Origin of the sequence: Paenibacillus elgii NBRC 100335, assembly GCF_004000865.1 — a bacterium.
GTDB classification, from domain to species: Bacteria; Bacillota; Bacilli; order Paenibacillales; family NBRC-103111; genus Paenibacillus_G; species Paenibacillus_G elgii.
Map to the genome: position 1 here is coordinate 149,106 of NZ_BIMB01000004.1, position 23,712 is coordinate 172,817.

Sequence of the window (23,712 nt, forward strand, 5' to 3'; positions counted from 1 at the left end):
CCCTTACTCCTCCTCTCGCTGCTGCGGAATGATCAAGGTAATGGTCGTGCCGTGGCCCAGCTCGGAATCCATGGCAAAAGAACACTGCTCCTTATAAATGAGCCGCAGACGCTCGTATACGTTCCGCAGTCCGATGCCCGACAATCCCGCGGACGCCCGTTCCTTCGCTTCGCCCTCTCCCTGCAGATCGGCGCGAAGCTTTTCCAGCCGCTCCTTCGAGATCCCGACGCCAGAATCCGCGATCACGATGTTCAGACGTCCGTCTGCCAGCAGGTGCGCATGAATCGTGATCGTCCCTCCTTTGCGGGCAAATCCATGCAGATAAGCGTTCTCGATGATCGGCTGCAGCACAAACCGGGGCACTTCCGCCAGCACGGCGTCCGAAGCGATCGACAGCTTGAGATGAAGCAGGTCCCCGAGCCGGACATTAATCAGCCGGACATACTGCTCAATCATCTCGATCTCTTCATGCAAGCTGATGAACTCATTGTTGCGGTTAATCGTCATTCGCAGCAGCGAAGACAAAGAACTGATGAGGTCGGCATTTTCCGGGTCGCCGCGAAGCAAAATTCTCATGCGGATCGAATTCAAAATATTAAATAAAAAATGCGGATTAATCTGAGCTTGAAGCATAGCCAGCTCCGCTTTTCGTTTATGCTCTTGCTCGCGGATGATGCTTTGGACCATCGTCTCGATCCGGTCCAGCATCCGGTCGAAGACAACACCGAGCCGGCCTACCTCGTCCCAGCCCCGGATACCGGATCGTTCGCCCAGATGCCCAGATTCGATCCGGATTACCGTCTGCGCCAGCCTTCGAATGGGAGTTGTCAAAGCGCCTGTCAAATAGAGCAAAACTCCAGCGAACACGATTAAACACATCGTTTGAATGAGAAAATCGATCCGGCGAATCGCCTGAATCGGCTTGGACGCTTGCTTGTATGGGCTCATGCTCACGAGCTGCCAATGCGGATTGAGCGCTTCCGCTATGAGAAGGTTGGCTTCGCCGTCGACCTCGATCAAGCTGGCCTGTCCTTCGGAAGGCAATCGGTCGTGAAACGGAAACAGCGTGCCGATGCGCTCCATCTCCTTGTCGAATACGATCCGGCCTTCCCGATCCGTGATGAGAAGCGTCTCTTCCTTTTTCGAGCTTGAAAACAGCTTTTGCAAAGCGGCGGCATCCAGACTGACGACAGCCACCGCTCTAAGCTGATCGCCTGAGCGAATAGGCTTGGCGATCGTAAGGACGTAAGGGTGGCGAACACCGTCCGGATTCGGCACATAGTTCGGTTCCCCGCCGACCCAGCGGGTCTGATAATGCGCCAAATCGCTCGTTTCTTGGTACCAAGGCTTGCCGAACAACTGCTTCGGGTCGAAGTCGAAGCTGCTGTAATTGGCCCAATAGTCTCCATTCGGCAAAAGAATCGTCAAATACAGCGGATCGAAGGAAGCGAGAATCGCGTCCAGCCTTTTGTTCAGCTTCAGCTTCGTTTGAACGATTTCGTACGGCTGACGGACCGAGTCCATCCGGCCGAGCTCGGCAACGAATAAATGCAGGTCCGGATCAAATTGCAGCAGGTTCAAAATATAAAGCATTCGATCCAGCTGATTCGCCACGTACTGGTCCACAATTTTCAACGATTCTTGCGAATTGCGGGTGACTTGCTCCTTCATCACGCCCTGCGTAAACCAGTTGGAAACAAAAAAGGAAACGACGGACGGCAGCAATAAGCACACGACGATGCCCGCCATCAGCTTGCCGCGCAGCGAGAGCGCTTGAATCCGAGTCCGCATAGGGAAGCTCCTCCCCGAGCCGAAAGTGAAAAGGAGAACATTCGTCCTCCTTGCCTTCATCTTACCATAGCTTGGAAGGCAGCGGTCCGTTACTCATAGCCTATGGCAGCACAAAAAACGCCAAGCCGCAAAAAGATCGACTTGGCGTCTTATTCGTCATATTGATGAAGCATGGCCTCTTCCTCGGCCGCGCTTTGCAGATCGTACGCCGTGATGCTGTGGATCGGATAATACTCCTGATCCGCCAGACGCAGCGCTTCCTCCCGGAGGAACTTCGGCGAGCCTTCGTTCTCGTCATCGTAGACAAGCAGCAGACCGTCGGAATTGCGCAGCAAAAATTGATCCCGCGCGCGAAACTGCCAAGGCCCGCTATATTTGCTTTTCGTGACGCTGTTCACATAGTCCGCACCCGCCAGCACCTGCTGGTAAACGGCCTTCTTCTCTTCGCTCCAGTTCTCCTCCTGCTCCAGGAACGGGGTAATGACGGCGAGCTTCAGCTCGAAGCCCTGCGACTTCATTTCGATCGCCACTTCGGCCGCCCACAGCTCCACGCCCCATTGGCCGCTGACGATCACCCATTCGAGCCCTTCGTCCAGCAGCGCGGCGAACCGGCTTTTCAGCGCCTTCTTAATAATCCCGATGCCGGGATGCTTCAACGAAAATATCCCAAGCTCCGACGCCTTATAACCCGTTACAAGCAAGCTTTTCACGGTACCAGCCTCCTTGTGACTTGTGCGGCGGTTATTTGAACCATCCTTTTTCCTTAAACCGCATGATCGCTTCGATCCGGTTGCTGACGCCGAGCTTATCCAGAATGACGGAAATGTAATTGCGGACGGTGCCGGTGGTAATATAGAGCTGACTGGCAATTTCCTTCGTGTTCTTCCCGTCGGCGATCAGGTGCAGCACTTCCTGCTCCCGCTCGGTCAGCGGATTCTCCTCCCCGGCCTCCTCATCGACGAGCTCCGATGCGTAGATGCGCCGGCCGGCCATGACGCTGCGGATCGAATTCGCCAGCTCTTCGCTGGGGCTGTCCTTCAGCAAATACCCGTGCACCCCGGCCTTCAGCGCGCGCTCGAAATAGCCGTAGCGGGCAAACGTCGTCAGGATGATCACCTTACAGCCGCAGCCCTTCAGCTCCTCGGCCGCTTCCAGCCCGCTCTTCCCCGGCATCTCGATATCCATGATACAAATGTCCGGCTTATGAAGGCGGACCAGTTTGACCGCATCCTCGCCATGGTTGGCCCGTCCGACCACCGTCATGTCCTCTTCCAGATCGAGCAAGGAAGCCAGCGCGCCCAGCAGCAGCCGCTGATCCTCGGCAATGACAATGCGAATCATCCCTCCGCCTCCTTTTCCGGTTGTTTGAACACATTCGGCACTTTCATCACGATCATCGTTCCCGGACCCGGGCCAAACTCCAGGCTCCCGTTCACGAATTCGAGGCGCTCCTTCATGCCTCCCAGCCCGTTGCCCCGCAAGCAGTCCGGATGCTCCGCGAGACCGCAGCCGTCGTCCTGCACCCGGACCACGAGCTCCGTCCGCGACGGCGTGATGGTAATCCAGCATGTGGATGCGCCGCTATGTTTGACAATATTGGTAACAGCTTCCTTAATGCACATACTGACCACATTTTCGTTCAGCAGCGAAGTGTTGGTCAGCTTCGGGCTGCCCTCCAGAACAAAATCGATCTGCGCTGCCTTCAGCATTTGCTTGACCCGAAATACTTCATCCTCCAGCCGCGTGCCGCGCATCTGGGTGACCATCTCCCGCACTTCTTTCAGCGCGCTTCTCGCGGTCTGATGAATATCGTTCAGCTCGGCTTGGGCGCGGCTCGGGTTTTTGCCGATCAATTTCCCGGCCAGATCGCTCTTCAGGCCGATGAGCGAGAGCTTCTGGCCGAGCGTATCGTGCAGATCGCGGGCGATTCTTTGACGTTCCTCCAGCTTGACGAGCTCGGAGATCTTCTTGTTCGCCACCTCCAGCTCGTCCTGCAGCTTCTCCCGCTTGTTCCTGTTGTACGTGTTCACCGGCAGCAGAATGACGCCGATCAAGCTGACCAACACAAACGGCAGCTGCGTAATAATGACCGGATTCTGCGTCACGAAGCCGTAATTGATCGTGACCAGCGTGCTGATCACATGAATGGAATACAGCGTAAAAAATCCGACCCGATGCTGGATATTGCCGATAAAAAACGCCAGAAAGAGCGAGAAATACACGTAGCCGAACAGCAGGCTCATCGTAATGGAAATGCCGATCTGCACGCTGGTCCAGAAGTACACCAGCCACCCTTTGGATATAAAGGTCAGCACATAGCATATAAAAAAGCCGATGATCATCGTAATGCCGACGGCCACTTCATAAGTCGATGAAGAGCTGAAAATGAAATAAAACGGAAGAATATAAAAGACGACCCATACATAGGGGCTGAGTCCCGTATTTTTGTGAATAATTTGAATCCACTTGCGCATGGCGTCATCCCTTACCTATTATGAAACAGGCTTTTATTTTCCTTGCAAGCTCGGACTGGGGCTGTTCACCTGACTAGCCGCCGCCGGCTTGCGGAGCAAAGGCTTGATGTCTTTAAAGCCTACAAAGTTCTTGCGCTTCTCGTCCCACAAGTGGAAACGAAGCGACTGCAAGCTCGTGCCGATCGTAAGCGTCGTAACCTTCTGCAGCTCGGGCGTGGCCTCATGCGCCTTCTCCAGGTTATAGTTCGGCACCTTCGGACTCAGATGATGCACGTGATGAAACCCGATATTTCCGGTGATCCACTGCAGCAGCTTCGGAAGCTTGTAATAAGAGCTCCCTTCCGTGGCCGCTTTCACGTAGCTCCACTGGTCCTCATTCTCGAAGTAGGAATCCTCGAACTGATGCTGCACGTAAAACATCCAGATCCCCAGCAAGCCGGAGACGAAAAAAACCGGGCCTTGGACCAGTACAAAAGCCTGCCAGCCGATCACCCAGATCAGCAGCGCATACAGAGCGACGATCGCCAGATTCGTCACGTAGGTATTGATACGCTCTTTGCGTCTCGCTCCCTTGCGGTTAAAGCGGTATTGAAGCAGGAACACATAGACCGGGCCGACGACGAACATCGACAGCGGATTCCGGTAAATCCGGTAAGCGAGCCGTCTCCATAACGGAGCGGCGACGTATTCGTCCACGGTGAGAATCCAGATGTCCCCGACGCCGCGCTTATCGAGGTTGCTGCTTGTGGCATGATGAATCGAATGGCTGTTTTTCCACTGCTCATACGGACATAGCGTCATCACACCCGTGATATTTCCGAGTATATCATTAGCGAGCCGGCTTTTGAAGAACGATTGGTGACAACAGTCATGGAAAATAATAAAAGTCCGGACCACAAAGCCGCCGGCCACGATGGTGAGAGGAAGCGTCAGCCAGTACGAAACGGACAAGCTCGCATAGGCCGCACACCAGAGCAGCACCAGCGGCACCAGCGTGTTCACAAGCTGCCATAAGCTTGACTTCGTATCGGTTTTCTCAAAGGGACCGACGTTCTTTTTAAGATGAGCTATACTCGCTTGGTGCATTCGTTTATTTCCTCCTCGATAGGACGCGCGGGGAACGTTATAGAACGTCGGACGCAGGTTTTCTATCCTCCATTATAGAGAAAGCACCCCGCAGGCTGTAGTCATAAACGTCAGATCGAGGGTATGACAATCGTCATATAGCGTTAGGGTTTTACTGGAATTTGATACAGTCGCATAGCCAGATGTAAGGAAGCATCGAGCTCTCTGATTTTTGCAAAAGCCGGTTCGAGCGTATCGACGACCCCATCGATGAACAGATCGATATGGAATTTCAAGGTCGTTCCGAGCTGCCTACCGTACGGCGTTTCCGGCGGCAACGCAAAAGGACGCAGTTGGATCGTATTCCCTCCCCTTGCTTGGTCCCTGACAAACCATGAAATAAACTCCAGGGCGACCAAGCCCTCTTCGGACCGTTCAATCTCAAATTCAAACTGGAGGAACACCTCGTTTTCCAGTCCGCCGTTGGTGCGCCTTAAAGTGGCGTGGGGCAGATGGGCATAATCGGACAGGGACAGCATTTCGCGATCGATCGGCTCCAAATTCTCTACACTGCTTTCTACGCTGACCATTCCTTTTAAACGCAGTAAAGTCTCATGAAAATTGCTGACATCGATAGGGTAATTGCTCATGTGATATTCCTTCTCTCTAAGATGATGAATATAGATTCGACAGCGGGGAAGGCGATCCTTTTTCGCAATTAAAGATGTGCCCATTGGAAAATGGCTCCTAAAATATCTATAGACCGACGGTCAGTCATATGTTAGTATAATCTATAGACTGACGGTCAGTCTATAGGAGGTATTCGTATGAAACGAATTGTTAAAGATCCGATTACTCGGCGACAAGAGATTTTGACGGTGGCTGGCGAACTGTTTCGACATCACGGCTATGCGGGCACAACCGTAGAGGCGATCATTCAGAAGGTCGGCGTGGCCAAAGGGACCTTTTATTACTACTTTAAATCAAAGGAACAAATTCTGGATGCGCTTGTTCACGAGCTGGTCGACCGGCTTTGCGAATCCTACCGACAAATCGCAGACGATCCTGCGATGGGCGTAATGGATAAGCTGCGCCAGATGCTGCGGGGACAGCATCAGCTTGCGGTCAACGAAAGCGAGTTGATGGAAGGGCTACACCGGTCCGAGAACCGGGAGCTTCACGAGCGGATTAACATCGAGATTATTGTGAAAATATCGCCGGTATTGGCCCAAGTCATCGAACAAGGCAAAAAAGAAGCCCTGTTTGATGTGGAGCATCCGCTGGAAACCGTCCAGTTTCTTCTGGCGGGATCGCAATTTTTGCTGGAATCGGGCCTCTTCCACTGGAATCAAGAAGAGCAGACGAGACGGCTTAAGTCCATGCAAGCGATGATCGAGAGGTCCTTAGGCGCGAAGCGGGGCTCCTTTTCATTTATTTAGGTGGGGGTGCGGGAATGAACGTCCGGGATGCAGCGTTTCGCAAATTTCTTATCGTTTGGGCGGGGCAGCTCTTCTCAGCGATCGGGAGCGGATTGACGGCTTTTGCGCTGGGGGTCTTTGTGTTTCAGAAGACCCAGTCGGCCATGGACTATTCGTTGATCATTCTTTTCAATTTTTTGCCGTCGTTTCTTATGCTTCCGTTCACCGGGGTGCTTGCCGACCGGTTCGACCGCAAGAAGATGATGATCCTGGGAGATGCCGGGTCGATCGTGGGTATCTTGTTCATTTTGTTCGTCATGATGTCAGGAAACGTGGAATTGTGGCACATTTATTTGGGAGTCGCCTTAAGCTCCGTATCCACAGCGATCCAGACCCCCGCGTATAAAGCCGCCGTCTCTGATCTTGTGTCCGAAGAGCTGTATTCCCAAGCCAGCGGGCTTATTCAGTTGGCGGGATCGGCGCAATATCTCATCTCTCCGATGATTGCCGGATTCCTGGTCAGTTATTTTGATATTAAGCTGGTTCTCATCCTGGATATCGTGACTTTCCTGATCGCCGTTGCTGCCGTGCTGGTAATTACGAAGCGCGAGGCTGCCCCGCGAAAGCAGGACAACGGGAATTTTTTCAGAGATCTGGCCGACTCCTTCCGCTATCTCCTCTCCCGGAAAGGGATTTTATGGCTGGTTGTGCTAACCTCCATGGTTTGCTTTTATATCGGGCTGCTTCAATCGCTGTTCGGGCCGATGGTGCTGGCTTTTGCCGATTCGAGGACCTTGGGGATCGCCCTTTCCTTATCCGCAACCGGAATGCTGGTAAGCAGCCTGTTGATCGGCGTATTCGGCTTAAAACAAAACAAAGTCTTTATTCTCTCCCTGTTTCTTGCGCTGGCCGGTCTGTTCTATGCCCTGATGGGTCTGTTCCCGGCCGTTACGATGATTATCGTGTTCGGGTTCCTCTTTTTCATCACGCTTCCGTTTGTGAATACAAGTCTGGAGGTGCTTATCCGGACGAATGTGGATAATGAAAACCAGGGCAGAGTATGGTCCATGGTTTCCGCCATCTCGCAAGTGGGCTTCATCCTGGCCTTCGGGTCGGCGGGCTTCTTATCGGATCACGTGTTTAACCCGCTGCTTCTTCCGGACGGGGCGCTGAGCCAAACGGTCGGGCTGCTCATCGGGACCGGGCAAGGCAGAGGCATCGGCTTACTATTCGTTCTTTCTGGGTTGTTCGTCGCTCTCCTTGGTCTGATGATCGGGCGAGTGAAGAAAATCAAAGCGCTGGAGCCGGAGGCGGCCGGGGAAGCAAGAGCAGCCGATGTGTCCGGCTGAGCGGCGGGACCGTGTCCGGCCAAGGCAGGCGAACGGAAAAAAAGCCGGTGCGTTCAGGCTCCCCGCCTGACGCTTCATCGGCTTTCAACACGCGATGCTGTTATCCCTCGTTCTGTGGCAGCTCGAAGGACCAGTTTTGATCCGAGTATAGTTTGTTGGCTACTTTATGGGTTAAAGTCATTTCGGAAGGAATCTCGCTCATCCCCTTGATTACCAGCGAGGCATCCAGCAAAACCTGATTTATGTCGCTAATTCCGCCGCCAATGAACTCCACGGGATATTGACGCCCTTGATCATCTACAACCGACCATTCTCCACTCGTCGGTCTGTAATATACATTTCCTGTCAGCTTCATCCGTGCGCCTTGTCCGTCTAATCTTACGTCGGAGATTGTGAATTTCCCTTCATTGTCCTCGAAGATGACCGGTTTGCGCATCGCTTCCTCAGGCTTAAAAGTAAGTGATTTCCCTGACTTCACCGGCAGAACGCAGCCGTCCAGCACAAGCCTCATGCCGGTCTGGTCAAAGATCTTGTCATCAAACAATTGCGGAGAGAAAATGTAGGACAAATGCATCTTTCCGGTAGCTTCGTCAAAATAAGAGTCACCTGTGAATTGATGGACGACAGCCGGAAGCTCTTGAGGATTGACATAGGAAATGGGTTTTCCTTGCTTGTCCTCGAAATGGAACATGAGCTCATGGGACATGAGCGCCTGGTTCCTCTTAAACTGTTCCGCATCGAAGATCTGCCCCTTGTCAAGCAGCGAAACCGTCAGATCGAGCCGTGCGGCGCTCGGCGCTTTGGTCAGGTTGTTCACTTCGATTTTATAGCCCTGCGGCGCCACGTACTCTTGGTTGATCGGCACGGTCTTGGTCTGTTGATCAGCATGGGCCAGATTCACATCGAACCGGATATTCCAGTTCCCTTCGATTCTCGTTGCAAAGCTTCCAATCTCTGTGAAAGCGCCTGTGACCGTTAACGTTTCGGATGTCAGTTTTTCCGGGAAAACATAGGTGAATACATTCCCTTGAATATACCTGCGATCGGCAACCACCTTGCCGTGCTCGTCCTGAACCTCAAGACGGTCCCAATCCACTTCATCGACAAGCGATTCCCCCTTCTTGTTCTCCGCCCCGACCGCCAAAACAAGTCTGGACCGATCCGCCATCACTTCCGAAACGGTGAGGGTGATTCCTTTATCCTTCGCCTGAACGTTAGGATACTGGACCAAGCCCTGCTGGAGACTGTTCTCAAGTCCTGCATCTCTGCTGGCGTTGAATAAGGACTTTACAAAATCGGCCATGGCCGGCTGATTCGAAAGAATCGCTCCGCCCACCAGCACGACTGCGGCGGCGCTGACCAGCGCTCTCTTCATGTGCTTGCGATAGCCCCTGAGGCCGGCCTCCGGGAGGTCGGGCAAAGCGCCGAGCGTTTCATTGATTTTCGTTCTGAAAATATCGGGAACGGCTGCGGCCGTATGTTCTTTGCTGAACAAGCTGTCCACTTGATTAGTATCCATAGTCGATGTTCCTTTCCAGCGGATTTGTAAACATTTGAGACAAGCTGATTCGGGCCCGGTTCAATCTGGATTTGATCGTCCCCTCCGGAAGCTCAAGAATTTCCGCAATTTGCTTGATCGGCAGGTCTTCGAAATAATACAGCACCACGACAACCTTCAGCGGCCGCTCCAGCTTTTCGACAGCCTCCCGGATTTCCAGCTTCTCCTCATACCCCTCCATGATGTAGCTCTGCTCCGCCGCGGCGCCGGATACGTATTTCCGCTTCGTATTCCATATTTTGTTGCATTCGTTAATCAAAATCCGGATCAGCCATGTGCTGAACAAATTAGGGTCCTTCAGCGCGTGCAATCCTTTATAGGCTTTCACGATGGCTTCCTGGGCGGCGTCGGCACAATCTTCATCGTTCGGGAGAATCGACCTGGACACATTATAAAGTCGTTGTTCCATCCTGCGGATCAGACCGATAAACGCCTCCTTGTCCCCCTTCTGAGCCTTGATAACCTCTTCTCTCATGCTGACTGTCCTCCTCACTGCTGTTATACTAATTAGATCATATGGAGGCCGCTTAGGTTCAAAGAAATATTTGGAAGCGTTTCCTTAATAAAAAAAGGAACACCCCTTTAGGCGTTCCCTAAGCAAACTACTTTGCGCTCAATGTTAGGCTCCGTCACACAACGAACTCCGACATGATGGTGCCAATATCATAAGGCGTAACACCCCGGTCCAAAGCAAAAACCGTTTCTGCTTCGTCCGCATGCTCTACCTTGCGACCTCTGGCCGTCGCGTGCAGCATGAACAAATCATACAGGGTCGGCTTCGTCAGTGTGGTCATGGCTTTGCCCATCAGGACCATCCCTTTTTGATTGCCCTCGACATTGTTATAGTAGTACGGATGCTTCTTCAAAGCCAGATCCGTCCAGATCACGGTTCGTTCCACCAGATCCAGAATGACGGGAATGGCAATCTGGGTATCTGCTGTGAGATCGATTTTATCGGCCACGGTCGAAGGTTCGAATACCTCCCCGGTCTTCGGGGACTGCCGCATCATCCAACCGGCATAGCACTCCGGCAAGTTGCAATAGGGCTGCTCCGTAAACGAATTCAGCGAGGCGACGATGAATCGGCCGCCATACCGGACGATCGAAGGAATATGCAGATCGATAAACTCACAAGCGCCTTGGGGAGCCGATGTAATATCTCCGCTATGCGCGGCTTTGTATTTGTCGGACCGCAGATTCGTGTACGAAATATGCTCAACATACTGCCAATTCTTATCATACATCACCGCCGACAAGTCGATATCGACACGCCCCGTATGCTTGCCGTTGACCATCCCTTCCTTCCACCAGAGGAAAAAACGGATCGTATCCCCCTCCGTCATCTTAACCCGGCTGCCTCGAACGATCGTACGCAGCGCTTTGCTGGCCGACCGCTGCGAGAACGGCATCAGATACTGTTTCAAGCTTTCGTCGATATACACGTCTCCTAGCGGCGGGAGCTCCGAGAAGCGGCGGATTAAGGTACGTCTGCATGTGTCGACCACCGCTTCACAAGTATCGGGATCGATACCCGGCAGCGTATTCGGAATGGCCATGGCCTTCGCCACATTTCCTTTTGGGAAAAAGGTGCGCAGCTCGCGCATTTCCTGTCGATGGCTAAAATGAGCCATGACCTGCAGCAGCACGGGCGTAGATGCCTGATCGGCGACCTCGGCGAATTGGTCAATCACTTGCGCGCTATCCTCGGACAGCCGCAACAGATGATCCAACCGTCTGGCGAATTCACCCGCGCGCGTTTTCAGCAAAGCTGCCGCGAGTAGCGTATCCTTCCGGCGAAGCGCAAGCTCTACTTTTCCGCCGAACGTTTCGTACGGTTTATCGTTCCGGAGAATATCGAAGGCCTCTTGGCAGCGAGCATACCGGTTTTGGTATTCAGTGGGATGCAAAATTTCTCCAAGACGTATCCAGCGATGCTTATAGCGCAGCATATCTTCGACGATATTGCCGCACCGGTCCAGCAGCCCCAGAAGCAAGCGCCGTTCGGCGCGTTTGAATTTGCGGAACTTCGTGTTCGCCGCCAGACTGACATCCCCATCCGAAAGCGCAACAGCCAAGCGCAGCACGTCCGTTGCCGTCTTCACGTATTTTCCGACGAGGTCAAGGCTCGCCTTGTTATACTTCAGCAGCACACCGACCACAAAGCCCACATTTTCTTTCAAAGGAATCTCATTCGGCAGCACAGCACCTAGATCGTCGTTGGCTGCGATGACCCATTCGATATCTTCCTTGTCTTGTTCGGAAATCGAACCGTTCGCCGCGATGAGATTGCGAATCGTTTGATCAAATTGTTCCGGGCTTCCCAGATCGATGATTTTCAGATCCACTTGATCCAGCAGCGGGATTCTCTCTAGGGCTTCGTGCTCGGGCAGATCGAGCGTGAGGTAGTGATAGATGGCGTGCAGGTACAGCTCGGCTTGGCTGAGCAGCATCACTTGCTCGGGAAAATTAGGGTACATCGGCTTGAAGTTTACATTCGCTCCCAGAAGCGATTTCAAGTCCGCCACAAGCTGGTGGTAAAACGCCGTGAACTCTTCGACAGACAGGGTGCGAAGGACTTCCATTAACGATTTGGAGAATGTAAAGCCCAGGTACTCGATATTTTTCAAGGCAGTTGCCATATATTTATCGGGAAGAACATGACGGCCGGGTTGGACGATGACTTTTCGGTTTCTTCTCAGGTAAATGACGTTTCTCATTATAAGACTCCGGGAAGTATGAAAATACGACGCCCGGATGCCTCCTCTCCATAACGGATGGATCGTCATCAGGAAATTCGCATCTCTAATATCAGGGTTAGGTAGAAGGAAGAGATGCGATAGCCTGATGGTGGTCAATCGCTTCAGGAGAGCCGCCACCCTAATGTCCAATGAGTGTAGAAGGAAGGATGGCGATAGCCTGAAGAGATTTTCCCGGAAGCTGCGCGCCTTGCGGCGTTGGCTTCCTGAGGATGATTATTCCATAGTTTGGAGCACCCGAACAGGGCGAAAGTATTACGACGTGAACGTCAAATAGGCCCCACCCACCTAGCAGTCAGATGAAAGCCGTCGTATGATGGATGAAGATTAGGGAGTGCGACAGGAATCGGTCAGTGAAGCCGACCACGGCATAAACGGCCTTGGAGATCAGAAACCGCGGCAATTGCTCAAACAGGTACTTGAGGTACCGGAACGGGTGTAACCCGTTTTCCTTTGCCATCTCGATTACGCTCTAATGGTCGCACTGGCCGCAGCGCTAATGGTGTATTGGCAAACAGCCACTTTTTGCGACCGATCACAAACGGCTTAATCGAACGCTCACACGGTTGTTATCGATTTCGAGCCGCCCGAACTATTCACCGGCCCCCCATTTCTTATGCAGTAATTTCCGAAGTGCTTCGCGAGCGCGATGTAGTTTTTGACGAACGATATTTTCACTAGTGTTTATTTCGTCAGCTATTTCTTTATATGACAGTTGTCGCTTCCATTTCAATTCAATTAATTGCTGGTAGTCTGGCTTTATTTTTTTCAAGTAGATGATGATATCTTCCTCAAGCACTTTAGCTTCAACATTCCTCTCGAGCGACCCTTGTTCCGAGTTTACATCCTCTGTGTTAATAAAAACAGTATCTAGGTCGATGTAGTTACGATATATTTTGTTTTTCTTGACAAAGTTCAATGCGGTATTTCTAGCCACAACTTTCAACCATGCTCTTAGTTGGTTCTCGTTCTCAACAATAGGGGGGCTATTAATTACTTTTATAAAAACTTCCTGTACAATGTCCTCTACTTCGGCATCATCATGAAGTATGTATACGACAGAGGGATAAACATGTTTATAAAGCTCAAAAGATACTTTTTTCTGAATAGAAGGATGCAATGAATAAAAGTCTGCGACCAATAACAACATGAGGTAATCTTCCATTTCTACACTCCTACTTCTTTTTTGTTAATATGACTCATTGAAATATGAAGTGCGACACCACAAAATCTTGCTGGTTTCTCATAAATAACCGAAACACTATTTATTTCTTTATAATTACTAAATTGGAAATTATTTTTATTATACCCATTTTTCTATTGCGACACAAATCGGATCATGAAGAATAAATGATTTAATGAAAATAGTCCGAAATGACCTCGCTAACAATGGACTCCATATTCATATTGAATAACAAGTATAATTATGGAATTTTTTAAAAAAATCGTAACATAGAGATATATTTGTTGTTTATATTATACAGGCGAAAAAATGAATAACATCAAATTGGCTAACCGTCTGTACATGATTAGTAGTTTTGGAGAAAGGAGGATAGCCCAAGAAATCGAGTCATCAGTTACCTCTGAATGGGATTCGATAATGATTGAGTGTTGTGAAGCGCAATCCCACAATATCAACGTAGAGCAGTAATTATTGGCCCAAAGCAAGAAAACAAAAACTTATAGAAGGAGATGTTTATTTTGAGTAAATTTTCAAGTATTATGAAAGTTGCTGCTTTGACTGGACTTGTAGCCGGCACTGTCTCTGTTACGGAAGCATCAACATTTGCTTCTTCGCAATCACAAAATGGCGCGATCCCTACCAGAATGCAAGCGGGGACTGTTATTGAGTATGACAGTTCTAACCAGATGGTTATTATTGAGAAAGGTACTCCAATAGTATCGCCAATCGCTCAGCAAAATACCGAAAAAAGAACTCTATCAAAAGAAGAGCAAGAGAAATTAGCGAAAGAGGAGGAACTGGTCAAACAAATCAAAGCCGAAGCAAAAAATCTCCCGGTATACAATATTGAAAATCCAGCTCCAAAGCCTGGACTGAAAGTTGTATACGATGGAGAAGGGTACATTAAGAAGTTTATTTATCCAGAAGGAATCAGCACGATGGCTTACAAAGCTTTGCCGCGAGGAACAAGGAAACCTGCAGGCACTTATACTTATGGAAAAAACAACAACAAAATTACAATTGCAGAAAAACATGTTTTAGGCGAAGGCCGATTCACTAACTTTACTGATACAGAAGGAGAAAGCGAAAATACTCTAAAAAAGGGCGATGCAGCCACTAAGGGCGATATTGATAATCCTAAGTATGATACCGTATTGGATGCCAGAAATCTGGAAAACGACAAGTTTGCAAATGTAACCAAGAGGGATAATGGGGAACTTCCTGACGCTACATTGGATATTTGGAAAGATGGCGTTGAAGATTTTGGCGTAAAGTGGTCATCGTCGGTTTCTTTTAAAGGTCGTTATTATTACTCTTTCTAACTTGAATCATTAAAATACCAGGGGGGCGTTACTTGCGCCCCCTTACAGCTTTTGAACCGATTAAGGGGAGATAAGATGAAAAGAAATTGCTTCTCAATATTATCTATGGTTGCGACAATCCTTCTGTTCGCCCTGATTACAGGCTGTAACTCATCGGGCACCGGGAGCAATGGACAACCTGAAAAAAGCAAGACGATTACAACAGAACTGCAAATGGGAGATTACCTTTCTATAACCAATACAGAATATGTAAACGGGGTTGACACCAATGATGGAATGGTTATGCGAGTTTATACATATGACATTAACAATAAAGCGTTAACTAAAGTAACCGATTTACCTTATACCTCTCAATATCCGTTAACGGTCGTCTCGTTAAAGGAGGACAAAATTTACTATTCTGCTGCTGGGGAGGGTAAGGGTGACCAATTGTTTGTCTATGATAACAAAACGAAAACTTCCCAGCGACTAACTAATGATTTATTTGCGATTAATAAAATTATACCTCATGCGGCCGAAAACAAATTGATTATGGCGGCGGTGAAAAAGGGTGAGCGTCCGCTCAAAGTTATTTTTTACGATAAGGAAAGCAAGCAAATAAGTGCTGTAAATGATCAGGATATGGACACCACAGTCTGGGACATCTCATATGATCCGGAAACGAATAAGACCTATGCGGCGAGTTATTCAGAAGATGAGCAAAGTAAAAACATTGAAAAAGCCAACAAAACCCAAACAGACTTGATCCCGCCCAAGAATAAGATCGTGGAGATCGATAATCACAGCATGAAGCAGCGTTCGGTGATCGAATTGGACAATGAACAAATCTTATGTTTAACGGCAAGAGGAGAGCAAATCCTCATTGCCACGGCAAGACAGATAAACAAAGATCCGGTAGAATACAGCTTAATTAATATTAAAACAGGAGAGAGACAGAATATTGATTTGCCTATAAAAGTGAGAAGTGAATTGTACCTATCCAAAGATGGAAAAGGGGTTTATTTCTTAGGAGTAAGTGAAAAAACAGACAATAAAAGAGGCATTTACTTCTATGAGTTTAATACTCAGAAGATAGAGTCAATATTTCCTCAAAAAGACGGATTTATTAATAATTTTAGGTTAATTTCTAGTAATTCATGAAAAAACACCACTTTTCCGTGAAATTCTTCCGACATCGTGACTTGGTTGGATTTAGCCTGACTGAGAATAATAGGATGACCGGAACAACCGATTTCGGATGCCTATTCCAGCCATTTAAAGAGGGGCGAGCCCCTCTTTTTTTTACTTTGGAAATTTTGATTTTTGTTGTTTGTGGACAAAGTATGCATAAAGTTAGGGATACGTGTTTTATCACCCGTAAGGGTGATTTTGTTTGGGTAGTCATTCGTCTTACAAAGTAGCAGGATCAGAGCATAACCATTGCTCGCAATTATTAGCCATCTCCTGCAATTCATTTATAAAAATACCGGCATGGTATCCGTCACAAACCGCATGATGAACCTGCAAAGAAACGGGCAGCAAAATTTCGCCAGCTTGTTCAAAATATTTGCCGCACGTCGTAATCGGCAGCAAATACCGTCCATCCGTATAAATATTCAGATTGAACCCGGTAAAGCTAACCCAGGGAACAGACGAAACATTGATCGTATTCGGCGGCTCATTTCCTTTTGCGGATAAGCCCTTCACTTCGCCATACCTGTTCATATCATTCAGATAGTGTTGATAAAATATATTGAAGTCGTTCGAATAATCGGTCCACATGGTAGAAAACGTTTTGTCATCTTTATGAAAAAAGGTAAAGCTGGGCAGCATCTTTTCCCAATACCCCAACTCCCCTTCTTTATTGAAACAAACCCGGAATTCGCGATGCGCATTCACCGTTTTTGTAACCATATAAAGAAATGCAGGATAAAGCTTGAGACCTTTTGTCTGAAGGACCGGGAGCAATTGGGTAATGTTCAAGTTGGCCGTTATGCTGAACGTACATCTGGTGACATTCATAAAATGCTCGAAGTACGCCCGTCTTTCCCATTTGTCCATATCGATTACCGTAAAGTTCACTTGGATAACCTCCTAAAATAGTAAAGTGCTTATTTTAGGAGGTTAACTCGCTTGCTCGTTTCATAGTACCATTCCCTTCCTCGCTTTAGGGCTATTTCCAAGCCCATGCCCTAAGTATATAGCTATACTCGATGGATGGAAACGGCATCAATAATTGAAATAGAAAAGTACATTTTCAATAACTTCGGGAAGGTGACTCGTTCTCTGATATTCATCATAACCGAGGGATTTTACTTAAATTGTCAGATGTTCCTTGATATTTTGAACCCATAATGGGAATGAGGCAACCTGATATCTCAGAATACGATGGTCTACTTGCAAAACAATTTCACAAGTTGCCTGACTATTGTCAATAACGACCAAACGCTCAATATGATGTATATGAGATAGAGATGCAAAACTGGGATGAACTTGCGACCTTTTTCATGTCAAGCCGCGGTACTTCAGTTTGCCAGATCGATTTTGAGAGTTACACAAAATTCTTGACAGACTCTTTCGGCTTCGTCCGCATGCTCTACCTTGCGACCTCTGGCCGTCGCGGGCAGTGTATGAGTAATTTTCAGGGTTATGTTTGCTACATTTTCATCCCTTATCGTATTCTAATTTATCTATTTCCTTCTGCCCGTCAGCTCGGTCACTTACATTTAAGAATATTATTTCATTATTGTCGTTTTTCTGGATCGCAAGAATTTCTTCTTGTTTGTAAAAAGCAGATCGATCAACATCCATATACTTCGCTTCAAAATGAATTGTTGTATAAATATTATCAAGATAACTATCCTCTACAATAATTCTCAGTACTTCTTTTGAATTAGGTTGTATATTAAATGGTCTAATGAGAAACCTTCCGTTAAAAACAATTTTAATTAGCAACGCGTTACCCGAACCAACATTAGTTAGATGATATTCAAAGTAGATACTCTTCTTATTCTTAACTGAGTTGACCATTTTTTGTTCTATTTTATTAATTGAGCGAACGTTTCCCCATGCGAGAACTATTACATCAAGTTCTATAGAAGGCCCCACTTTTAACTTATGATTAACATCTAGTTCTAATTTGCAGTCTAGCAAAGGCATCATTTGGCGTTTCCGATCCTGTTTTCTAGAATGTTCACCATATAGAATTGTAGTAATTACAGCAGCTATCGTCGCTACGGCTCCTAATACCGTACCAAAATATGATAATACATCTTTAGCTTCCCATAATGTTTTGTAGCCATTACCAGCCTGATATAATTGGTTTATTATGATCGGCACTACAACTACAAGCAATAAAAACATAACTGTAAATAGTAATATTATTTTTATGTAATTATTCGATTTTCTTCTCATTTTTAACTATGGCTCCCTATAAAAAGAGCACCGCAAAGGCGCCTATTTTGATCTCCATATTATCCAAATTGCTTATGAGAGGATGGCTGCTCTTTTCTTTTCCTCGAAACCTCATCCAAGTATTGGGTGAATTTGGATTCGCCGCTGTAGCTCAAGAACAACCACTCCAAGGCACGTGTCATTCCAATATAGAAAAGAGAAACTTCCCTCTCTTCAACCTCCTCTAGCGAAAACGGCATATTTTCGATATTGATAATAAAAACAGCACGGAAATCGAGACCTTTTGCGCTATCTATGGTCGATATCTTAATGGTACGTTCATTTCGAATAAAATTACGTTTTGACGCTGCATTCTCTGTAATCCATGTGAAGGGTAATTCGTGCTCGTTCAGGCTATGTTTAATTTCATCGATGTAGGAAATCCGATGGCTGTTCTTCACTCGATATAAAATGGCTATATCTTCAAAAGGTATGTTTTTCTGTTGATGCAGACAGATAATCGACTTGGAAACAAAGTTCATTTCCTCTTGAATATCCCGAAAGCCTTTGATCATCGGTTCCGGACCCTTCCTCTTCGTGGATTGAGGAGGAATAATTTCTACGCCTTCTATGGAGCCGTCTTGAACTTTGTTCTTTAACTGGGAGTGTTCTTGATAAAAGTCCCAGGCAAATTGAACAATCTGCGCCGTATTGCGGTAATTAATAGAAAGAATTTTAGAACGTCCCCGAAAATCAAGACCGATATCCTGAGCCAGACTTGTTTTTCTTTTAAAAATCGACTGTGCGCGATCTTCAACTAAGAGTAAAGACTGGGTATCCGGGTTCAAGCAGAGACTTAACAGCTTCAGCCAATCAGGCTCGAAATCTTGGCCCTCATCAATCAAGATCGCATCATAAGCGGGAACGATTGCCTCGTTCTTATTCAGCTTATCAAGCAATGCGGGGATTTCGCTATCTTTCATGTGCAAGCTATTTCTAAGCCACTCATGAAAGTTGTATACCTCAATCTTCGATGCTTCGATCGGATTCGTTGCTTCTGCGTTGATTAAATCCATCAAGTCATCCGGTTCGTCTAACTTTTGCTCAATCATTTGCTTCAGACTTCGGGATAACGGAATGCCATAACAGAGAACGAGAATCTTCCAGTCCGGATGAGCCTTGGCCAGCATTTTAGCGCGACTGGCAAGGACGAGCGTTTTCCCACTGCCAGCAACTCCCCGTATGAGTCGGTGCTTATCGCCGATTTGCTTTGCCATATTTTCTTGATGAAGGTCCATCGTTTTGATGTTATGCAGGGAAAGAAGCAGCTGATCCTGATGTTGAATAGGAGTTCTATATTCCGCGCTGATCCGCACTTCGGGAAACAAGTGGAAGCGAATTGCCTGAATATCTTCATCCGTGAGAATGGTCTTTCTGGTAGTCCACACGGTGAACATCTCATGAATCTTATCCCTTAAAATGTCAGGAGAAAACCCATCCTCATCTGGATCGATTTCATCTCTGCATAGTACAAATTGAGGTTCTATCACTTGGTAAAGATCCAGTTTAATAAAATCTTCTTGCTTCAGCCGCGTAAAAACGGTCCCGAAGCCGTATGGAAACTTTAGATAGGAGCCCGTCTCTTGAATGAGATTCTTATCCTTCTTTAAGTAGTTTTCTATGATCCGCGCGTTATCCCGAGCCTGCTTGAGCGGACTTTTCGTTGTGATCAGCTCGCCGGCTGTGTTGCGTAGTGTCCATTCATCATGGTTCACTTGGTATAATGTACTTTTCGTATAATCCTTAACTTCAAGGATAACAAGACCCAGATCAGGTCCGATAATCACAAAGTCGGGCCTTCGTCCCCGAATTTCAGGTTCATAATAAACGATATAGTCGCTCGGTAAATGATCTTTCAAACTCTCAAACAAAATACGTTCACCAGCGGTTGCCCTTCTTGGGATCGTATCCGGCACCATATAAGCCATATTCTGTCTCTCCTAGTACGGAATACCTACTCGTACTATTATAGTACTAAATAGCCGCAAAATGAATACAGAATATGACAATTTTATCGACTCCCCCAGTTATTGCTTTATTTGCAATATCCCCTTGTTCAATTATTCTAAGAGTTAGCATATTTATGAATCTACCTGCTTCCTAAGCAGCTGACTGATCCATCCTTGTGAAATTCCCAACATCTTGGCTAGTTCCTTTTGCGAAGCTTTCGGGTTTTCCTTCATTGCTTGATGCAGACGATCCATTGTTTCTTTTCTTCTTGCCGTCATTTTTTTCTTTTTGGAAAGAGCTTTTTGTGCCGCATCTGCCCGTTCCCGTTCCAATCGTTCCAGGAAAACTTGAAGCGGCGGAAGGCTCTGAATGCATGGCATACAAATGTAAAACTTTTTGAAATATATGATTTGCTGCCTGCCTGAACAAAACAAGCATTCTTTGGCGCGGTATTTATAAACCATAATCGCCTTTCTCTCGTCATCACAGAAATACTCTGTCCTGACATTGGGTTCTAGATTCAAAACACGCCTAACCTCCGTGGGGATCACAATTCTCCCAAAATCGTCTATCACTCTAACAATCCCGGTCATTCTACCCTCTTGCATCAACACACCTCAAAATGAACAGTATTGAATTGAGCTGATATTCAAAAAGTTGCTCTAGCTTATACACCTCATCTTCCTAGTTTGAGCGATTAAAACGTATGCATCTAATTGTTGGCTTAGTTGAACCATATGTTCGCCAGTCAATCTTTCTCCCTGTTGTACAGCTTCTTCCATTTGTCTAAGGAGAGCCATCATCTCTTTCTGTAATTCTTCATCGTCCATATGGAGTACTGGTAAATCCGTAACCTCCCCTCCGCTAGCTGATAATTTCATGCAACTATTCTCCTCTCAAGATTCTCTATCAAAAGTTTCAAGAAAAGTATATTGGTTTTTCCTTCAAAATGGACTTTATAGAATTTTAAGAAAAAAAACATAAAACAAAATAAAAAACAGGCGAATATGCCTGTTTATAAATTACAAATGTATTATAAATAATTCTAAAATCCAGTATCAGGCTCACTTAACTGGACAATTATAACGGGACTTTTTATAAGATCTGATGGGATAGTAAAGCCAACAAAAAATAGAGCAATTGCTACTAACAGGGCAACCTTCTTCACGGCTCTTCACCTCCAGGATATTTTTAAGTTATTCGTATGCCTCCTTCAATTTAATTATATGTTTAAGCTCTAGGGATTTCGACAGCTTTATGTGAATTTTTAGCAATTCTCGAATACATTCGCTTATTTCTTCATAAGCACTAACTTGCCCAAATGATTTAATACAGTTTACGTAACTTTGTATACCTTCATCAATCAAGCCGATGGAAAGTTGATAGAATCCTTTATGCTTGAAGTACTTTCCAAGCGCCAAATACTTTTGAGGTGTCTTTGGCTGTTCAGGTAAAAACTCATGCTCTTTTTCTAATATCTCAGCAAAAGATTCAAAATCACCATTTTCCAGATAGATTTCTAGTAACTCATCAGCTATGTGTATTCTATAGTCGCGGCTAAATTCATCCAAGTATCTTCGTAAGATAGGGATAGCTACGTCGTACTCTTTTTTTCTTGATTTAATCAAAGCTCGGATATGTAGAGAGGGTATGACAACAAATTCATTCTCCATCTTTTCAAAAATATCCAGATGCTTCTCAACTGCATCATAATTTTTAAGTTTCAATAATGAATTAATCAATGACAGATATACCCTTGCTTTTAGTTCTGTATCCTTTTTTTCAAGGGGAAGCCCCTTTTCACAAAGCTTTATACACTCGTTGTATTTTTTGATGGTGTATGCGTGCAAAGCCATTCTGAAATAAAATATGATTTTCTCCCCAGACGATAAAAAATCAACATAATAGGTTATTTCTTGACCCAATTGGAATGTTTCCTCTAACCGTTTTAAATCGTTCCTCTCAATCAAATATTTTTGCAACAGCCCCTTAGCAACGTAATACGGAACTCCGTGTTCTCTGGAATATTGAACAATAACAGTGAAAAGAGATGCCCTAAGAGGGGCATCGGATACCGTTTCCGTAAAATCAAATAATCGTTGCAAAGAATCTTCTGTACTCCTTTGCGGTGATTGAAGTAACCGCAAAGCTACCGCAGGGGCTAAAGTAAAGTCATCTTTCAGGGTGATTACCTCTCGCAATATTTCGAATAAAGTCTCAACTCGATCTTCTTCCTCAATATAACATTCTATAATCTCCGTATAGTGTGTTGGCAACGCTGTGGCTATGGCCTTAATCGTCTTAAACTCTGGACGCTTTGTTGCTCCAGTTTCTATTTTATGTAGAACCGTGATACCCACACCTGTTAGTTCCTCTAGTTCAGCATATGTCAAGTTCTTCTCTTTTCTAAGTTGGAAGATGATATCTGCGATGGTTTTATTCTGACACTCAGCATTCATACCCATCATAATACATAACTTCCTTTTTATATAAATTTTTACATTGGTTAATTATATCAAAGTAAGTTCTAGCTTACAATTGACTGTTTATCATTATCCCCCTCTAACCCTTCCTTGGGATAAACGATTCGAGAATTTTCTACAAAGTATAAGTGATATTTGGTAATAACTGCAATTACTTGTGAATTTTAAAGTAATAAACGGAATAAAAATAGACATTAATTCCTATCCCATATTTTGTTATTTTATGTTATTTTTGTTACGAGCGATGAGGTCGCGACAAATTGTTCATATTTTATTTAGGGAGGCATGTCCATACAAAAAAATTTGAATATGTATAAAAACTAAATATTAGGAATCAATACCCTTTATTATTATTTTTAAAATGTGTATAATTTTGGGAGGTAAATTCAAATGAATCTCAAAAAAGTACTGTCAGCCGGTGTTACCACGTTGGCCATACTATCTGTCTTTTCTGTACCAGCGATTGCCTCTGGTCCCGGAGACTCCATGTACTGGTGCGGTGATGGACAAAATGATTCTGAGTGTTTGGCAAAAGCACAAGAAAGCGAATATTGGACCACCATACCCGGATTTAGTCAGAAGGCCAGTGTTCCATATACAGCCCAGCTCAATACTACTGATACTCCTGCAGGGGATACAAAATCGGTTTATGGATGGAGCATGAACCTAAACGCACGTGATCTTACCTTGAGTCCTGATGTATATCTCAATAATAAGAAATTTGTAGATGTTGTAAAGTATAAAGTCGGCGGTCTAAATTTAACGCTTGATCAGGAATATGCTGAAAGTGGATGGACTTCTTTTTCTTCTACCTATACAGGGGGAGTTAACTCCTTGTTCATCCTGGAGAGATCCTCTTTTTATGGCGGCATGGGTGCGGATGACGTAGTTTTAAACAATAAATCATGGAAACCTTGATAATGGAGGACTG

At 46.3% G+C, this 23,712-nt stretch carries 21 protein-coding genes and 1 pseudogene; 5 read left to right on the forward strand and 17 right to left on the reverse strand.

Going from position 1 to position 23,712, the window contains the following annotated elements; translation table 11 throughout:
• Positions 1 to 3 precede the first annotated feature (3 nt).
• The 6 genes from PEL01S_RS04540 to PEL01S_RS04565 all read right to left on the reverse strand — a co-directional run bounded on the left by PEL01S_RS04540 (position 4) and on the right by PEL01S_RS04565 (position 6,064).
• The gene (locus PEL01S_RS04540; protein WP_164824241.1) at positions 4 to 1,791 is read right to left on the reverse strand and encodes a cache domain-containing sensor histidine kinase; all 1,788 of its coding nucleotides are present in this window, start codon (positions 1,789 to 1,791) and stop codon (positions 4 to 6) included.
• Between the two features lie 149 nt (positions 1,792 to 1,940).
• Entirely contained in the window at positions 1,941 to 2,501 is a 561-nt protein-coding gene (locus tag PEL01S_RS04545) for an SLOG family protein (RefSeq protein WP_127459471.1), read from the reverse strand.
• A 31-nt stretch (positions 2,502 to 2,532) separates the two neighbouring features.
• Positions 2,533 to 3,132 (reverse strand): response regulator transcription factor, encoded by a 600-nt coding sequence (locus PEL01S_RS04550; RefSeq protein ID WP_063188008.1) that lies wholly within the window; start codon positions 3,130 to 3,132, stop codon positions 2,533 to 2,535.
• On the reverse strand, positions 3,129 to 4,265 hold the full coding sequence (locus tag PEL01S_RS04555; protein ID WP_127459472.1) for a sensor histidine kinase: 1,137 nt from the start codon (positions 4,263 to 4,265) through the stop codon (positions 3,129 to 3,131). The genes PEL01S_RS04550 and PEL01S_RS04555 overlap by 4 nt, the downstream gene beginning before the upstream one ends.
• A 33-nt stretch (positions 4,266 to 4,298) precedes the next feature.
• Positions 4,299 to 5,351, reverse strand: coding sequence for a Delta(5) desaturase DesA (gene desA / locus PEL01S_RS04560; RefSeq protein ID WP_127459474.1), 1,053 nt, complete (start codon positions 5,349 to 5,351; stop codon positions 4,299 to 4,301).
• A gap of 143 nt (positions 5,352 to 5,494) precedes the next feature.
• Positions 5,495 to 6,064, reverse strand: coding sequence for a hypothetical protein (locus PEL01S_RS04565; protein WP_239551364.1), 570 nt, complete (start codon positions 6,062 to 6,064; stop codon positions 5,495 to 5,497).
• A gap of 93 nt (positions 6,065 to 6,157) precedes the next feature.
• Between PEL01S_RS04565 and PEL01S_RS04570 the strand changes: the two genes are divergently transcribed.
• Both PEL01S_RS04570 and PEL01S_RS04575 read left to right on the forward strand, forming a co-directional pair.
• Positions 6,158 to 6,769 (forward strand): TetR/AcrR family transcriptional regulator, encoded by a 612-nt coding sequence (locus PEL01S_RS04570; protein WP_127459475.1) that lies wholly within the window; start codon positions 6,158 to 6,160, stop codon positions 6,767 to 6,769.
• A gap of 14 nt (positions 6,770 to 6,783) precedes the next feature.
• On the forward strand, positions 6,784 to 8,097 hold the full coding sequence (locus PEL01S_RS04575; RefSeq protein WP_127459477.1) for an MFS transporter: 1,314 nt from the start codon (positions 6,784 to 6,786) through the stop codon (positions 8,095 to 8,097).
• Positions 8,098 to 8,197: 100 nt separating this feature from the next.
• Here the strand turns inward: PEL01S_RS04575 and PEL01S_RS04580 are convergent, their stop codons facing one another.
• The 5 genes and pseudogenes from PEL01S_RS04580 to PEL01S_RS04600 form a co-directional block, all read right to left on the reverse strand.
• Positions 8,198 to 9,616: a DUF4179 domain-containing protein gene (locus PEL01S_RS04580; protein ID WP_127459479.1), complete on the reverse strand. Its 1,419-nt coding sequence runs from the start codon at positions 9,614 to 9,616 to the stop codon at positions 8,198 to 8,200.
• Positions 9,606 to 10,130 carry an RNA polymerase sigma factor gene (locus PEL01S_RS04585; protein ID WP_127459481.1) on the reverse strand — a complete coding sequence of 175 codons (525 nt, stop codon included), beginning with the start codon at positions 10,128 to 10,130 and terminating at the stop codon, positions 9,606 to 9,608. The genes PEL01S_RS04580 and PEL01S_RS04585 overlap by 11 nt, the downstream gene beginning before the upstream one ends.
• A gap of 154 nt (positions 10,131 to 10,284) precedes the next feature.
• A complete protein-coding gene (locus PEL01S_RS04590; protein WP_174806897.1) occupies positions 10,285 to 12,372 on the reverse strand; it encodes a TerD family protein in 2,088 nt (695 codons plus the stop codon).
• 334 nt (positions 12,373 to 12,706) lie between these two features.
• Positions 12,707 to 13,000, reverse strand: a pseudogene (locus PEL01S_RS04595) (IS66 family transposase); the annotation flags it as partial.
• 3 nt (positions 13,001 to 13,003) lie between these two features.
• Entirely contained in the window at positions 13,004 to 13,576 is a 573-nt protein-coding gene (locus PEL01S_RS04600; protein ID WP_063187991.1) for an RNA polymerase sigma factor, read from the reverse strand.
• A gap of 536 nt (positions 13,577 to 14,112) precedes the next feature.
• On the opposite strand from PEL01S_RS04600, the gene PEL01S_RS04605 reads away from it, so the two are divergent.
• Both PEL01S_RS04605 and PEL01S_RS35115 read left to right on the forward strand, forming a co-directional pair.
• On the forward strand, positions 14,113 to 14,916 hold the full coding sequence (locus PEL01S_RS04605) for a hypothetical protein (protein WP_063187989.1): 804 nt from the start codon (positions 14,113 to 14,115) through the stop codon (positions 14,914 to 14,916).
• Between the two features lie 75 nt (positions 14,917 to 14,991).
• Positions 14,992 to 16,056: a TolB-like translocation protein gene (locus PEL01S_RS35115; RefSeq protein ID WP_239551365.1), complete on the forward strand. Its 1,065-nt coding sequence runs from the start codon at positions 14,992 to 14,994 to the stop codon at positions 16,054 to 16,056.
• A gap of 249 nt (positions 16,057 to 16,305) precedes the next feature.
• On the opposite strand, the gene catA is transcribed toward PEL01S_RS35115, so the two are convergent.
• The 6 genes from catA to PEL01S_RS04640 all read right to left on the reverse strand — a co-directional run bounded on the left by catA (position 16,306) and on the right by PEL01S_RS04640 (position 22,766).
• Positions 16,306 to 16,977, reverse strand: coding sequence for a type A chloramphenicol O-acetyltransferase (catA, locus tag PEL01S_RS04615; protein WP_127459483.1), 672 nt, complete (start codon positions 16,975 to 16,977; stop codon positions 16,306 to 16,308).
• 582 nt (positions 16,978 to 17,559) lie between these two features.
• Positions 17,560 to 18,309: a hypothetical protein gene (locus tag PEL01S_RS04620; RefSeq protein WP_127459485.1), complete on the reverse strand. Its 750-nt coding sequence runs from the start codon at positions 18,307 to 18,309 to the stop codon at positions 17,560 to 17,562.
• A 59-nt stretch (positions 18,310 to 18,368) separates the two neighbouring features.
• Positions 18,369 to 20,276 carry a 3'-5' exonuclease gene (locus PEL01S_RS04625; RefSeq protein ID WP_127459487.1) on the reverse strand — a complete coding sequence of 636 codons (1,908 nt, stop codon included), beginning with the start codon at positions 20,274 to 20,276 and terminating at the stop codon, positions 18,369 to 18,371.
• A gap of 153 nt (positions 20,277 to 20,429) precedes the next feature.
• Entirely contained in the window at positions 20,430 to 20,906 is a 477-nt protein-coding gene (locus PEL01S_RS04630) for a winged helix-turn-helix transcriptional regulator (RefSeq protein ID WP_127459489.1), read from the reverse strand.
• A gap of 54 nt (positions 20,907 to 20,960) precedes the next feature.
• Positions 20,961 to 21,179, reverse strand: a complete 219-nt coding sequence (locus PEL01S_RS04635) for a hypothetical protein (RefSeq protein WP_127459490.1) — start codon at positions 21,177 to 21,179, stop codon at positions 20,961 to 20,963.
• Positions 21,180 to 21,494: 315 nt separating this feature from the next.
• Entirely contained in the window at positions 21,495 to 22,766 is a 1,272-nt protein-coding gene (locus tag PEL01S_RS04640; RefSeq protein WP_239551366.1) for a helix-turn-helix domain-containing protein, read from the reverse strand.
• 405 nt (positions 22,767 to 23,171) lie between these two features.
• Between PEL01S_RS04640 and PEL01S_RS04645 the strand changes: the two genes are divergently transcribed.
• Positions 23,172 to 23,699: a hypothetical protein gene (locus tag PEL01S_RS04645; protein WP_127459492.1), complete on the forward strand. Its 528-nt coding sequence runs from the start codon at positions 23,172 to 23,174 to the stop codon at positions 23,697 to 23,699.
• The last annotated feature ends 13 nt before the right edge of the window (positions 23,700 to 23,712 follow it).

Bases quoted from the DNA above. Each gene is read 5' to 3' on its own strand.
- PEL01S_RS04570 (WP_127459475.1), top strand. From the start codon at position 6,158: ATGAAACGAATTGTTAAAGATCCGATTACTCGGCGACAAGAGATTTTG.
- PEL01S_RS04580 (WP_127459479.1), bottom strand. From the start codon at position 9,616: ATGGATACTAATCAAGTGGACAGCTTGTTCAGCAAAGAACATACGGCC.
- PEL01S_RS04550 (WP_063188008.1), bottom strand. From the start codon at position 3,132: ATGATTCGCATTGTCATTGCCGAGGATCAGCGGCTGCTGCTGGGCGCG.
- PEL01S_RS04585 (WP_127459481.1), bottom strand. From the start codon at position 10,130: ATGAGAGAAGAGGTTATCAAGGCTCAGAAGGGGGACAAGGAGGCGTTT.
- PEL01S_RS04635 (WP_127459490.1), bottom strand. From the start codon at position 21,179: ATGAAATTATCAGCTAGCGGAGGGGAGGTTACGGATTTACCAGTACTC.
- PEL01S_RS04590 (WP_174806897.1), bottom strand. From the start codon at position 12,372: ATGAGAAACGTCATTTACCTGAGAAGAAACCGAAAAGTCATCGTCCAA.
- PEL01S_RS04555 (WP_127459472.1), bottom strand. From the start codon at position 4,265: ATGCGCAAGTGGATTCAAATTATTCACAAAAATACGGGACTCAGCCCC.
- PEL01S_RS04640 (WP_239551366.1), bottom strand. From the start codon at position 22,766: ATGATGGGTATGAATGCTGAGTGTCAGAATAAAACCATCGCAGATATC.
- PEL01S_RS04620 (WP_127459485.1), bottom strand. From the start codon at position 18,309: ATGAGAAGAAAATCGAATAATTACATAAAAATAATATTACTATTTACA.
- PEL01S_RS04575 (WP_127459477.1), top strand. From the start codon at position 6,784: ATGAACGTCCGGGATGCAGCGTTTCGCAAATTTCTTATCGTTTGGGCG.
- PEL01S_RS04645 (WP_127459492.1), top strand. From the start codon at position 23,172: ATGAATCTCAAAAAAGTACTGTCAGCCGGTGTTACCACGTTGGCCATA.
- PEL01S_RS04540 (WP_164824241.1), bottom strand. From the start codon at position 1,791: ATGCGGACTCGGATTCAAGCGCTCTCGCTGCGCGGCAAGCTGATGGCG.
- PEL01S_RS04565 (WP_239551364.1), bottom strand. From the start codon at position 6,064: ATGGGCACATCTTTAATTGCGAAAAAGGATCGCCTTCCCCGCTGTCGA.
- desA (WP_127459474.1), bottom strand. From the start codon at position 5,351: ATGCACCAAGCGAGTATAGCTCATCTTAAAAAGAACGTCGGTCCCTTT.
- PEL01S_RS35115 (WP_239551365.1), top strand. From the start codon at position 14,992: ATGAAAAGAAATTGCTTCTCAATATTATCTATGGTTGCGACAATCCTT.
- PEL01S_RS04625 (WP_127459487.1), bottom strand. From the start codon at position 20,276: ATGGCTTATATGGTGCCGGATACGATCCCAAGAAGGGCAACCGCTGGT.
- PEL01S_RS04630 (WP_127459489.1), bottom strand. From the start codon at position 20,906: ATGCAAGAGGGTAGAATGACCGGGATTGTTAGAGTGATAGACGATTTT.
- PEL01S_RS04600 (WP_063187991.1), bottom strand. From the start codon at position 13,576: ATGGAAGATTACCTCATGTTGTTATTGGTCGCAGACTTTTATTCATTG.